Source organism: Microbacterium sp. LWH11-1.2 (genome assembly GCF_038397745.1).
In the GTDB taxonomy this organism is placed as follows: Bacteria; Actinomycetota; Actinomycetes; order Actinomycetales; family Microbacteriaceae; genus Microbacterium.
Map to the genome: position 1 here is coordinate 2,219,550 of NZ_CP151636.1, position 12,475 is coordinate 2,232,024.

The window sequence follows — 12,475 nt, forward strand, 5'->3', positions numbered from 1 at the left end:
TCTGCGTGCGCGTCAGGCGTGCCCGAGCTCCTGCTGCTGCTCGACGGCCAGAGCGATCTCGGCCTCGGAGACCTGCCAGTCGCCCGTGGCGAGGTAGACCATCTTCTTGGCGACCGCGACCGCGTGGTCGGCGAAGCGCTCGTGGTACCGGCTGGCGAGCGTGGCATCGACCGTCGCCGTCGCCTCTCCCTTCCAGTTGTCGCTGAGCACCTTCTCGAAGACGCTGGCGTGCAGCTCGTCGACGTCGTCGTCCGCGTTGCGGATCGTGTCGGCGAAGCGCAGGTCGCCGGTGCGGAGGAGCTCGGAGAGCGTGCGGGAGATCTCGACGTCGAGCTCGCCCATCTTCACGAAGGTGCCCTTGAGACCCTTCGGGATGGCGCGCTCGGGGAACCGCAGGCGAGCGAGCTGGGCGATGTGCTCGGACATGTCGCCCATCCGCTCCAGCGAGGCGCTCACCCGCAGCGCCGTGACGACGATGCGGAGGTCGCGGGCGACGGGCTGCTGGCGAGCGAGGATCTCGATGGCCTGCTCGTCGAGCGTGACCGCGAGCGCGTCGATCTTGGCGTCGTCGGCGATGACCTCTTCGGCCAGGGCGACGTCGCTGGTCGCGAACGCGCGAGTCGCCTTGTCGATCGAGACCGTGACGAGGTCCGCGATCTCGACGAGGCGGGACTGCAGGTCCTCGAGGGACTGGTGGAAGACTTCGCGCATGGTGGGGCGCAACCTTTCATTGGGATCTCGGCTGTGTGCACGGCGCGAGACGGCGGTTCGTCCGCACGGGGGCGGGTCCACGCTCTCGCGCAGGCCCGAAGAGATTGTGTGCTCCGAAGGTTAACGAACGGTGCCCAGCACGTGAATAGTACTTCTCGCGTTGCCGTCAGGGCGCAGGAACCCGCTGTTCGGACGGTGAACGCACTCTACGCTGGAGTCATGACCCTGCCGCAGCTCGCGCTGTCTTCACTCGCCATCGGGCTGGTGATCGGCATCGGCCTCTCTCTCCTCGTGGTGTGGGCGTACCGTGCCCGCGCGCGGGCCGAGGAGGAGACATCGCTCGCGATCCCCGCCGGGATCACCGATGTCCTCGGCAGCATGGACGACGCCGCCTGCGTGGTCGACTCCTCCGGTCTGGTCCTCGCCGTCTCGCAGGCGGCGACCCGCTTCGGCATCGAGGTCGGCTCCACGCTCGACAACCCCGAGCTCCGCCAGCTCGTGCGCGCCGCGAAGGCGACGGGTGGCTCGACCACCGAGTCGTTCCGCATCACCCGCGGCGGGCTGAGCCTCGATCCGCGGCTCGTCTCGGCCCGAGCGAGCGTGATCGGTGCGCGTCTGGTGCTGCTGATCATCCGCGACGTCACGGAGCAGGAGCGACTCGACCAGATGCGGCGCGACTTCGTGGCGAACACCAGTCACGAGCTGAAGACGCCCGTGGGTGCGGTCAGCCTCCTCGCGGAAGCCATCGAGTCCGCGGCCGACGATCCGGCGCAGGTGCGCATCTTCGCCGCGCGGATCTCCGCGGAGGCCGGACGTCTCGGCCAGCTCACGGGACGGATCATGAGCCTGTCGCGGCTGCAGGCGGAGGGCGGGCTCACCGAGGTCGCATCCGTCTCGATCGACGAGGTGATCGCGTCGTCGATCGAGGCCCACGTCGTCCAGGCCGACTCCGCCGGTGTGGAGCTCGCCCGCGGCGGCGATCGCGGCCTCTGGGTGCGCGGCGACGCGCAGATCCTGGTCGAGGCCGTCGGCAACCTGATCGCGAACGCCATCGTCTACTCGCCCCGCGGATCGCGGGTCGGCGTCGGGGTCAAGGCCGACGCCGAGGTCGTCGAGATCGCGGTGTCCGATCAGGGCATCGGCATCGCCGAGGCAGACCGCGAACGCATCTTCGAGCGCTTCTACCGCGCGGACGAGGCCCGCTCGCGGCGCACCGGCGGCACCGGTCTGGGATTGTCGATCGTCAAGCACGCGACGCAGCGGCACGGCGGCGAGGTGCGCCTGTGGTCACGTCCGGGTCGCGGCTCCACGTTCACGATCCGGCTTCCCCGGATCGACACCCCCGGGCACATCGACTCGGACAAGAAGAGCAAGAAGAAGCGCGCGCGCAAAGCGGCCAAGACCGCCTCCGCCCGCGTTCGAAACGGAGAGAGAGCATGACCCGCATCCTTCTGGTCGAGGACGAGCCCGACCTCGCCGACCCCCTCGCCTATCTGCTGCGCCGGGAGGGCTACGAGGTGGAGATCGCCGAGGACGGCCCCGGGGCGCTCACGGCGTTCCGGGAGCGCGGTGCCGACATCGTGCTGCTCGATCTGATGCTGCCGGGGATGCCGGGCACCGAGGTGTGCCGCCAGATCCGGTCGACGTCGGCCGTGCCGATCATCATGCTGACCGCCAAGGACTCCGAGGTCGACATCGTGGTGGGCCTCGAGCTCGGTGCCGACGACTACATCACCAAGCCGTACTCCTCGCGGGAGCTGCTCGCGCGCATGCGCGCGGTGCTCCGTCGGGTGGTCCAGGCCGACAGCGAGCTCGACGAGCGGGTGCTCGACGGCGGACGCGTCTCGCTCGACATCGACCGGCACACCGTCGCGGTCGCCGGCGCTCAGATCAACATGCCGCTCAAGGAATTCGAGCTTCTCGAGGTGCTGATGCGCAACTCGGGCCGCGTGCTCACGCGTGGACAGCTCATCGACCGCGTGTGGGGCAGCGACTACTTCGGCGACACCAAGACGCTCGACGTGCACATCAAGCGCATCCGCTCGCGCATCGAGGAGAACCCGAGCGAGCCGGTGATGCTCGTGACCGTGCGCGGTCTGGGGTACCGCTTCGAGGGCTGAGCCCCCGCGAGACGAAGAAGAGGCCGGCACCCCAGGGGTGCCGGCCTCTTCTGTCTCCGTCAGCGACGGATCACTCCGCGGGAGCGGGAGCGGCGGTGTCGGTGGGGACGGGCGTCGTCGTCGGCTGCGGCGCGCGCTCGCTGACGTCCGGGACCAGGTCCGCGTAGTAGGGGAGTGCGCCGTCGAGGACGGGCACCTCGGTCTTGACGCCGGTGGCGTCGCCCGACTGGAAGTGGATCTCGACCGTCGCGCCCGGCTTGGTGTCGAGATCGACGATGCGGAGGGGCTCCTCGTCGGCGCCGAGGCTCACCGTCTCGCCGGCGGGAACCGTGACCGTGAACGGGTCGATGCCCTCGAGGGTGATCGTGAGCGTGGCCTTCTCGTCGGTCGGGTTCACGATCGCGGCGATCAGGTTGCCGACCGAGCCGTCTTCCGTCGCGACGATGAAGACGTTGCGGACGTCGATCGGAGCGTCGGGGTCGGAGACGTTCACGCCGTCCGAGGCGGCGTACTCGATCTTCGTCGCCTGGGGCGAGATGAACGTGCATCCCGTCGCGCCGAGAAGAACGACGGCGCTGAGGGCGGCAGACGCAACAAGGCGCGATTTCACGGGTCCTCCTGAGGTCCGGCGGGGTATCCGCAACCATTCTACGGGTATGCGGGCAGGCGCTCAGGGACGCCGAGGCGCGAACCTTAGCGCATATTCCCTGTGGTATCCTTGAGGTTGCCGAAAGGACACGTTTTTATGCTTTTTGAGGTTGGCGAGACCGTCGTCTATCCGCACCATGGCGCTGCGACCATCATCGAGGTCAAGGAACGCATCATCAAGGGTGAGGCGAAGAAATATCTGAAGCTCAACGTCACGCAGGGCGATCTCATCATCGAGGTTCCGGCGGAGAATGTCGACCTGGTCGGCGTCCGCGACGTGATCGGCAAGGAGGGCCTCGACCATGTGTTCGAGGTGCTGCGCGCCCCGTTCACGGAGGAGCCGACCAACTGGTCGCGTCGTTACAAGGCGAACCTCGAGAAGCTCGCCTCCGGCGATGTCATCAAGGTCAGCGAGGTCGTCCGCGACCTGTGGCGTCGTGACCAGGACCGCGGACTCTCCGCAGGAGAGAAGCGGATGCTGGCCAAGGCGCGCCAGATCCTCATCTCCGAGCTCGCGCTCGCCGAGAAGACCGACGAGGACAAGGCGGGCGCACTGCTCGACGAGGTCCTCGCCTCCTGAGGCGTCGCACGCCTGAGTAACACGTCCACGAAGGGGCGGATGCACCGTGCATCCGCCCCTTCGTCGTGCTCGGCCACGCGGTAGCGTGAGACGGTGACTCTGCTCCCTGTTCCCGATACCGCGATCATCGTCGTCGCCGCCGGTTCCGGCACGCGACTGGATGCCGGGGCGCCGAAGGCCCTGGTCGGCATCGATGCGCACTCGATCCTGCGCCACGCGCTCGACGGCGTCTTCGCCGCTGCTCCCGCGCAGGTGATCGTCGTCGCGCCGCCCGGGTACGAAGGCGACGCGGAGGCCGAGCTGGACGCCGCCGCGGGGAAGCGCCGCGACCTCGGTCGGGTCGTGGTCGGCGGCGCGACCCGACAGCTCTCCGTCGCAGCGGGACTCGACGCGCTCTGGGGCGACGTGACGACCGTGCTCGTGCACGATGCGGCCCGCGCTCTCACGCCTCCGGCTCAGATCGACGCGGTCGCCGCCGCCGTGACGCCGGACACGGGCATCATCCCCGCGCTTCCCGTCGTCGACACCCTCAAGCGGGTCGATGCCGACGTGGTCGTCGGACCTGTCGATCGCGCGGAACTCGCCGCCGCGCAGACCCCGCAGGGATTCCCCCGGGCGCTTCTCGAGGAGGCGTACGCCCGCGCGCTCTCGTCGGGCATCGACTACACCGACGACGCGGCCCTCTTCGCGGCATCCGGTCATGCGGTGCGACACGTCGAGGGCTCCGCCCGCGCCTTCAAGATCACGACCCCCGCCGACCTCGAGCGGGCGCGGCACCTGCTCGCTGCGGCGGCTCCGGTCCCCGCCCCCTCAGCCGGTCCGGCATCCGGATTCGGCGTGCCACGCGTCGGCATCGGGACCGATGTGCACGCGTTCGGGGGAGAGGGCGACCTCTGGCTGGCCGGGTTGCCGTGGCCGGGGGAGCAGGCCCTGTCCGGGCACTCCGACGGCGACGCCGTGGCGCACGCGATCGTCGATGCGCTGCTGGGCGCTGCGGGGCTCGGCGACATCGGCGAGCACTTCGGAACCGCGCATCCGGAGTACGCCGGGGCGCACGCCGCGGTGTTCCTCTCCCGCACGCGGGAGCTGCTGACGGATGCCGGCTTCGTGATCGGCAACGTCTCGGCGCAGTTCCAGGGCAACCGGCCGCGATTCAGCGCGCGTCGGGCCGAAGCCGAAGCGGTCCTCTCCGAGGCCCTCGGCGGGGCTCCTGTCTCGGTCACGGCCACCACGACGGACGGGCTCGGATTCCCGGGTCGCGGGGAGGGCATCTCCGTCACCGCGATCGCCCTCGTCGTCCCGGACGTCTCCCGGAGAGTGTGACGTTTCGCGGAACTTTCTCCCCGATCCCTCCGCGATTCGTCACATGTTCCGCGATTCGTCGCACGGCGGCGGGCGTTCAGCCATGCCCGAGTAGGCTTGAGCGGTGACACTCCGCCTCTATGACACCCGCGCTGCGGAACTGCGCGACTTCGTGCCTCTCGATCCCGAGAACATCACGATGTACGTCTGCGGACCCACCGTGCAGTCCGGCCCGCACATCGGCCACGTCAGAGCCGCGCTGAGCTTCGATCTGCTGCGTCGCTGGCTCACGCACCGGTTCGGCCGTGTCACGTTCGTGCGCAACGTCACCGACATCGACGACAAGGTGCTCGCGAACGCGACGGATGCCGAGCCCTGGTGGGCTCTGGCCTACCGGATGGAGCAGGAGTTCACGGCGGCATATGCCGGAGTCGGCATCCTCGCCCCGACGTATGAGCCGCGGGCGACGGCATCCGTTCCCCAGATGCAGGAGCTCATCTCCCGGCTGATCGACCGTGGCCACGCGTATCCGGCTCCGGACGGCTCGGGCGATGTGTACTTCGATGTGCGCTCGTGGTCCGAGTACGGTGCGCTCACGCATCAGTCCGTCGACGCGATGGAGGCCGCGGAGGACGCGGATCCTCGCGGCAAGCGCAACCCTCAGGACTTCGCCCTCTGGAAGGGCGCCAAGCCCGAGGAACCCGCCGACGCGACCTGGTCGTCCCCGTGGGGGCCCGGACGGCCGGGGTGGCACATCGAGTGCTCCGCGATGTCGAAGCGGTACCTCGGCGCCGAGTTCGACATCCACGGCGGCGGGCTCGATCTGCGCTTCCCGCACCATGAGAACGAGCTCGCTCAGTCGACCGCGGCCGGCGACGCCTTCGCGCGCTACTGGGTGCACAACGGGCTCGTGACCGTCAACGGTCAGAAGATGTCGAAGTCGCTGGGAAACTTCACGCTCGCTGCCGACGTGCTCGAGGAGTTCGACCCGCTCGTGGTGCGCTACGCCCTCGCCGCAGCGCACTATCGGTCGAACCTCGACCTGACCGAGTCGTCGTTCGTCGAGGCGGATGCCGCGCTTGGTCGCATCCGATCGTTCCTCGAGCGCGCGGGGCGACTCGAGAGTCCCTTCACGTGGTCGGCCGAGAGGCCGGCGCAGGAGGCCGAGCGCCCCCATGACGGCGAAGCGGAGCACGGGTTCGTCCTTCCCGCGGCCTTCGGTGATGCGCTCGACGACGACCTCGCGGTCCCGCAGGCGCTTGCTGTCATCCACGACACCGTGCGTCGGGGCAACGGCGCGCTGGATGCCGGTGACGACGCTGCGGCATGGATCGCCGCGTGGAAGGTGCGCGAGATGACCGGCATCCTGGGCATCGACCCCGGCTCGACGCAGTGGCGCGACGGCGCGGACGGCGGCGGCGCCTCGGCATCCGCTCTGGACGCCCTCGTGCAGGCGATGATCACGCAGCGCGCTCAGGCGCGCGCGGACAAGGACTGGGCGGCGGCCGATCGCATCCGTGATGCGATCGCCGCCGCAGGAATCACGCTGGAGGACACTCCGGCCGGAACTCATTGGAGTATCGATGGCTAAGCCAGGGCGCCCCGGCGCGAGCAAGGGAAACAAGAAGGGTCCGACCAAGGGCACGGGCGGACTCGGACGCAAGGCCCTCGAGGGCCGCGGACCGACCCCGAAGGCGGAGGACCGCGCCTGGCACCCGGCCGGCAAGCGCAAGGCCGCGGCCGAGCGGTACGCGGCATCCGGCGGCAAGGGCAAGCCGAACCAGCGCCAGGCGTCGGGCGGAAACCCGAATCGCTCGGCCCGCGCCAAGGACAACACCTCCGAGGCGGAGACGGTCACCGGCCGCAACTCCGTGCTCGAGGCGCTCCGGGCGAAGATCCCGGCGACCGCGTTCCACATCGCGCAGCGCGTGGAGATGGACGACCGCGTCAAGGAGATGCTGTCGATCGCGACCCACCGCGGCATCCCGGTGCTCGAGGTCACCCGCCAGGAGCTCGACCGGATGGCGGGCTTCGACGGCGTGCACCAGGGCGTCGCGATCAAGGTGCCGCCGTATGAGTACGCGCACCCGCAGGATCTGCTCGAGCAGACGATCGATCGCGGCCAGGTGCCGCTGTTCGTCGCGCTCGACGGCATCACCGATCCGCGCAACCTCGGGGCCGTCATCCGCTCGGCCGCCGCGTTCGGGGCACACGGCGTCATCCTCCCGCAGCGGCGCTCGGCCGGCGTCAACTCCGCGGTGTGGAAGACCAGCGCCGGTGCGGTCGCCCGCACCCCGGTGGCGCTCGCGACCAACCTCACGACGCTGCTCAAGGAGTTCAAGAAGCAGGGCGTCTTCATCCTCGGTCTCGCGGGTGACGGCGACGTCTCGCTCCCGGAACTCCAGCTCGCCGACCGTCCTGTCGTCATCGTCGCCGGGTCCGAAGGCAAGGGGCTGTCGCGCCTCGTGCGCGAGACCTGCGACCAGATCGTCTCGATCCCGATCTCCGCGTCCACCGAGTCGCTGAACGCCGGGATCGCCACGTCCGTCGCGCTGTACCAGGTGTCGACGGTCCGCGGCGCGAAGAAGAAGTCCTAGGAGCGCAGCGCATGACTCGCATCGTCGTCCTCGGCGGAACCGGATACGCCGGCCGCCATATCGTCGCGGAGGCCGTGGCCCGCGGGCATGCGGTGATCGCGGTCTCGCGGTCCGAGCCGGGCGATCCGGTGGCGGGCGCCGCGTACGTGCAGCGGTCGGCGCTCGACGTCGACGCGATCGCGGAGACCTTCGAGGGAGCCGACGCCGTCGTGTGGGCGCTGTCTCCGCGGGGCGACATGGAGGACAAGGTGCTCGGCGCACTGCGGCTGGTGGCTGCGAGGCTCGCCGGCACCGAGACGCGTCTCGGCGTGATCGGCGGAGCAGGCGGAAGCCTCGTCGCGCCCGGCGGCCCCCGGCTCTTCGATCAGGACTTCCCCGAGGAGTACAAGGCCGAGGCGCAGGTCGGCATCGACTCGCTCGCCTTCCTGCAGAGCGCGGATGCCGATCTCGACTGGTTCTTCGTGCACCCGGCGGAGGAGTTCGGTCCCTGGGCCGAGGGCGAGCGCACCGGGCACTACCGCGACGGCGGCGACGTGATCGTGCGGGATGCCGACGGGAAGTCGTGGATCTCCGGTGCGGACTTCGCGGTCGCCATGGTCGACGAGATCGAACAGGGCAATCACCACCGCGAACGGTTCACCGTCGGGTACTGAGGTCGGCGGCGGTCAGACCAGGTCGCGCCAGTCGACCTCGTCCTCGTCGTCGGCGAGCGACAGGTTGCCCGTGATCACCGGCAGGCTCATCGTCTCGGTCGGCGGCCCCATGATGGTCGCCTCGTCGCGCCGGTGGCGCAGCACCTCGTTGATGTAGCTCGTCAGCACCTCGGCGAGCGGCACGGACCGCCCCTGCGCCTGCGACAGGTACCAGCGGTGCTCGAGAACCTGATGGAACACCTCGGCCGGCTCGAGCTTGGTGCGCAGCTCGTACGGGATCGCCCGGACGACGGGCTCGAACACGCGCGTGAGCCACTCGTGTGCGTACATCTCCTCGTCGGCCCACTGCTTGGTCGAGCGGGCGCGGAACTCGTCGAGGTCGTTCAGCAGCCGGCGCGCCTGGTTCTCCTCGACGTCGAGACCGGTGAGGCGGATCAGGCGCCGCTGGTGGTGCCCCGCGTCGACGACCTTGGGCTGGATCTCGACGACCGTGCCGTCGGAGGTGGTCGACATCGACATCTCGTCGATGTCGAAGCCCAGCGCGTTGAGGCGCTCGACGCGTTCGGTGATGCGCCAGGTCTCCGCGGCCGAGAAGGACTCCTGCGCGGTCAGCTCGGCCCACAGCGACCGGTACGACGACACGATCCCGTCGGCGATCGCCACCGCGTCGACCCCGTGCTCCAGCCGCCCGCCCGCCGCGAGGTCCATGATCTCGCCGGCGATGTTCGTGCGGGCGAGGTCGAGGTCGTATGCGCGCTGGCCCGCCGTCAGACCCTCCTCGTGCAGCTCGCCGGTCTCGGCATCCACCAGGTAGGCGGCGAAGGCGCCGGCGTCACGACGGAAGAGCGTGTTCGAGAGCGAGACGTCGCCCCAGTAGAAGCCCACGTTGTGCAGGCGCACGAGCAGCAGCGCCAGGGCGTCGACGAGACGCGTGGCCGTATCGGGGCGCAGCACGCGGGTGAAGAGGGCGCGGTACGGCATCGAGAAGCGCAGATGCGAGGTGACGAGCGCCGCGGGGAGCGGCTCGCCCGCGGCATCCGTCCGTCCGGCGATCACGGCGACGCGATCGACGCAGGGGACGTCGAGGCGCGCCAGGTTGCCGAGCATGTCGTACTCCCGCTGCGCCATCTCGGCGGTCGTCTCCTTGACGGCGACCACGCGTCCCGAGAGGTCGGCGAACCGCACGAGGTGGCGGGAGAGCCCCTTCGGGAGCGAGACGATCTGCTCGGATGGCCACTTCGCCAGCGTCGTCGACCAGGGGAGGGACAGCAGTCCCGGGTCGACGGTGCTCGCGGTGATCCGCAGCGAATCCTGCATGGCGCTCCAGAGGGCAGTCGGGGGAAAAGCAGACGCGGCGCGGGCGACCCGAAGGTCGACCCGCGCCGCGTCTGAGGGAATTACGAGGCCGAGACGACCGGCTTGTCGTTCAGGCGCTCGCCCGACTCGATGTCGAAGGCGTGCACGTGACCGGCGGTCGCGGCGAGCGTGACGGTCTCACCCGCGTTCGGGTGGTTGCGGCCGTCGACGCGCGCGACGAGGTCGGTGCGCTTGCCGTTGATCTCGGTGTGGCCGTACAGGTAGCCGTCAGCGCCGAGCTCCTCGACGAGGTCGACCGTGACCGAGAGGCCCTTGCCGTCGGCGGGGCCGACGACGATGTCCTCGGGGCGGACGCCGACCGTGACCTGCGAGCCGTTCGCACGGCCCACGGTGTCGCGGTCGAGCGGGACGACCTCGGTGCCGAAGCGGATGCCGCCCTCGGCGAGGTCCGCCGAGAACAGGTTCATCGCAGGCGAGCCGATGAAGCCGGCGACGAACACGTTGTTCGGCTTCTCGTACAGGTCGCGCGGCGATCCGACCTGCTGGAGCAGGCCGTCCTTGAGGACCGCGATGCGGTCACCCATGGTGAGGGCCTCGGTCTGGTCGTGCGTGACGTAGACCGTGGTGACGCCGAGACGACGCTGGAGCGACGCGATCTGCGTACGGGTCTGCACACGGAGCTTCGCGTCGAGGTTCGACAGCGGCTCGTCCATGAGGAACACCTGCGGCTGACGGACGATCGCGCGACCCATCGCGACACGCTGACGCTGACCACCCGAGAGGGCCTTCGGCTTGCGGGTCAGGTAGTCCTCGAGGTCGAGGAGCTTCGCGGCCTCGAGAACGCGGGTGGCGCGCTCTTCCTTGTTGACGCCGGCGATCTTGAGCGCGAAGCCCATGTTCTCGGCGACGGTCATGTGCGGGTACAGCGCGTAGTTCTGGAACACCATCGCGATGTCGCGGTCCTTCGGCGGGACGTCGGTCACGTCGCGGTCGCCGATGAGGATGCGGCCGGCGTTGACCTCTTCGAGGCCGGCGAGCATGCGGAGCGAGGTGGACTTACCGCAACCCGAGGGGCCGACCAGGACGAGGAACTCGCCGTCTCCGACCTCGAGGTTCAGCTTGTCGACTGCGGGACGCGTTCCGCCGGGGTACAGGCGGGTGGCGTCATCGAAAGTCACAGATGCCATTGTCATTTCTCCTTCACCGGCAGGTACGTGCCGGACGATCCGTTGTGATGGAAGTGGCGGAACAGGCCGCCATGACCCGTCTTTGGGTCGGGATCAGTATGACACGAACCGTGGCACCTGGGTATTTCTCAGCCTGGCTGGTTAACATCGAACCTGGCCGCGCAACGCGGCGATCGTCGCTCCGAGCGATGGTCGGGGCCAACCCGGACCCCCTCAGACTTTCAAGAGGAACGATGTCGAGCGACGAAACGCCGAACGTCCCCACGCCTCGCAATTCCCGCGAGGCCGTGCGGGAGAAGGCCCAGCAGGTGCACGCCCAGCAGTCCAGGGCGCGTCTCATGCGACGGATCATCATCGGCGCGGTCGCCGTCATCGCCGTCGGCGCGATCGGCACCGCCGTCACCCTCGCGGTGTCCGCTCAGGTGTCCAAGCCGCAGCTCACCCCGACGGGGATGGAGTCGGACGGCGTTGTCGTGAACGACATCTCCGCCGTCGCGGCATCCGATGAGACGCTCACGACGCCGAGCCCCGAGCCGACCGAGGCCGGTGCCACGGAGACTCCCGCGCCCGAGCCGACCGCGCCGGAGCGCGTCGAGATCCACGTGTACGTCGACTACCTGTCGCCGGACGCCGGGGAGTTCGAACGCGCCAACTCGCGCCAGCTCGCCAGCTGGATCTCCGAGGGCGCCGTGTCGGTGAGCTATCACCCCGTCGCCCTGCTGACCGCCAGCTCGAACGGCACCAAGTACTCGCTGCGTGCGGCGGCCGCCGCGGCCTGCGTCGCGACGCACTCCCCGGACAAGTTCTACGCGTTCAACCATGATCTGCTCGACAAGCAGCCCAAGGTCGGCAGTGACGGGCTCTCCGACGAGCAGCTCGCCGACGCCGCAGCGGCCGTGGGCGTCGACAACACCAAAGCGGTGCGATCCTGCATCGTGGACGGCGACTTCGTGACCTGGGCCAAGGATGCGACGACCCGCGCGCTCGACGGTCCGCTCGCCGGGTCCGATGACCTGGTGCTGTCCTCCGCACCGATGATCGTCGCGAACGGCGACGCGTACATCGGTGCGCTCGACGATCCCGCCGAGTTCGCGCAGTTCGTGCTCACCGTCGACAACGACGCGTCGCAGAAGTCGACCGAGACCCCGTCGCCGACGCCCAGCCCGACCGCGACGCCCACGCCGTAGTTCGGAGCGGGGACGATGCCATCGCTAAGCTGGTGGCGTCCGCCGACTTGGCGCAATTGGTAGCGCACCGTACTTGTAATACGGGGGTTACGGGTTCGAGTCCCGTAGTCGGCTCCGTGCGAGAAGGCCCGCCTCCCCGGTGAATCCGGAGAGGCGGGCCTTCTCTGTGTCCA

Annotated in this window: 12 protein-coding genes and 1 tRNA gene; 9 read left to right on the forward strand and 4 right to left on the reverse strand. The window is 69.4% G+C overall.

Features of this window, described 5'->3' with window-relative positions:
- Window positions 1-12: 12 nt before the first annotated feature.
- On the reverse strand, window positions 13-711 hold the full coding sequence (phoU, locus tag MRBLWH11_RS10735; protein WP_116635811.1) for a phosphate signaling complex protein PhoU: 699 nt from the start codon (window positions 709-711) through the stop codon (window positions 13-15).
- A gap of 219 nt (window positions 712-930) precedes the next feature.
- Between phoU and MRBLWH11_RS10740 the strand changes: the two genes are divergently transcribed.
- Window positions 931-2,151, forward strand: a complete 1,221-nt coding sequence (locus MRBLWH11_RS10740; protein WP_341944865.1) for an ATP-binding protein — start codon at window positions 931-933, stop codon at window positions 2,149-2,151.
- Window positions 2,148-2,831: a response regulator transcription factor gene (locus tag MRBLWH11_RS10745; RefSeq protein WP_116635813.1), complete on the forward strand. Its 684-nt coding sequence runs from the start codon at window positions 2,148-2,150 to the stop codon at window positions 2,829-2,831. Before MRBLWH11_RS10740 ends, MRBLWH11_RS10745 begins: the two co-directional genes overlap by 4 nt.
- A 70-nt stretch (window positions 2,832-2,901) precedes the next feature.
- Here the strand turns inward: MRBLWH11_RS10745 and MRBLWH11_RS10750 are convergent, their stop codons facing one another.
- On the reverse strand, window positions 2,902-3,441 hold the full coding sequence (locus MRBLWH11_RS10750) for a DNA modification methylase (RefSeq protein ID WP_341944866.1): 540 nt from the start codon (window positions 3,439-3,441) through the stop codon (window positions 2,902-2,904).
- A gap of 135 nt (window positions 3,442-3,576) precedes the next feature.
- Here MRBLWH11_RS10750 and MRBLWH11_RS10755 point away from each other — a divergent pair, with 135 nt between their 5' ends.
- The 5 genes from MRBLWH11_RS10755 to MRBLWH11_RS10775 all read left to right on the forward strand — a co-directional run bounded on the left by MRBLWH11_RS10755 (window position 3,577) and on the right by MRBLWH11_RS10775 (window position 8,611).
- On the forward strand, window positions 3,577-4,059 hold the full coding sequence (locus tag MRBLWH11_RS10755) for a CarD family transcriptional regulator (RefSeq protein ID WP_017201416.1): 483 nt from the start codon (window positions 3,577-3,579) through the stop codon (window positions 4,057-4,059).
- A gap of 93 nt (window positions 4,060-4,152) precedes the next feature.
- Window positions 4,153-5,382 carry a 2-C-methyl-D-erythritol 4-phosphate cytidylyltransferase gene (gene ispD, locus MRBLWH11_RS10760; RefSeq protein ID WP_341944867.1) on the forward strand — a complete coding sequence of 410 codons (1,230 nt, stop codon included), beginning with the start codon at window positions 4,153-4,155 and terminating at the stop codon, window positions 5,380-5,382.
- A gap of 103 nt (window positions 5,383-5,485) precedes the next feature.
- A complete protein-coding gene (cysS, locus tag MRBLWH11_RS10765) occupies window positions 5,486-6,952 on the forward strand; it encodes a cysteine--tRNA ligase (RefSeq protein ID WP_341944868.1) in 1,467 nt (488 codons plus the stop codon).
- A complete protein-coding gene (gene rlmB, locus MRBLWH11_RS10770; RefSeq protein WP_341944869.1) occupies window positions 6,945-7,958 on the forward strand; it encodes a 23S rRNA (guanosine(2251)-2'-O)-methyltransferase RlmB in 1,014 nt (337 codons plus the stop codon). The genes cysS and rlmB overlap by 8 nt, the downstream gene beginning before the upstream one ends.
- Before the next feature lie 11 nt (window positions 7,959-7,969).
- Window positions 7,970-8,611 carry an NAD(P)H-binding protein gene (locus MRBLWH11_RS10775; protein WP_341944870.1) on the forward strand — a complete coding sequence of 214 codons (642 nt, stop codon included), beginning with the start codon at window positions 7,970-7,972 and terminating at the stop codon, window positions 8,609-8,611.
- A gap of 12 nt (window positions 8,612-8,623) precedes the next feature.
- Here the strand turns inward: MRBLWH11_RS10775 and MRBLWH11_RS10780 are convergent, their stop codons facing one another.
- Window positions 8,624-9,928, reverse strand: a complete 1,305-nt coding sequence (locus MRBLWH11_RS10780; RefSeq protein WP_116635819.1) for a DUF4032 domain-containing protein — start codon at window positions 9,926-9,928, stop codon at window positions 8,624-8,626.
- Window positions 9,929-10,008: 80 nt separating this feature from the next.
- Window positions 10,009-11,115: a sn-glycerol-3-phosphate ABC transporter ATP-binding protein UgpC gene (ugpC, locus tag MRBLWH11_RS10785; RefSeq protein ID WP_116635820.1), complete on the reverse strand. Its 1,107-nt coding sequence runs from the start codon at window positions 11,113-11,115 to the stop codon at window positions 10,009-10,011.
- 233 nt (window positions 11,116-11,348) lie between these two features.
- Here ugpC and MRBLWH11_RS10790 point away from each other — a divergent pair, with 233 nt between their 5' ends.
- Window positions 11,349-12,302 (forward strand): thioredoxin domain-containing protein, encoded by a 954-nt coding sequence (locus tag MRBLWH11_RS10790; RefSeq protein WP_341944871.1) that lies wholly within the window; start codon window positions 11,349-11,351, stop codon window positions 12,300-12,302.
- 41 nt (window positions 12,303-12,343) lie between these two features.
- Window positions 12,344-12,416 (forward strand) — tRNA-Thr (locus MRBLWH11_RS10795).
- The last annotated feature ends 59 nt before the right edge of the window (window positions 12,417-12,475 follow it).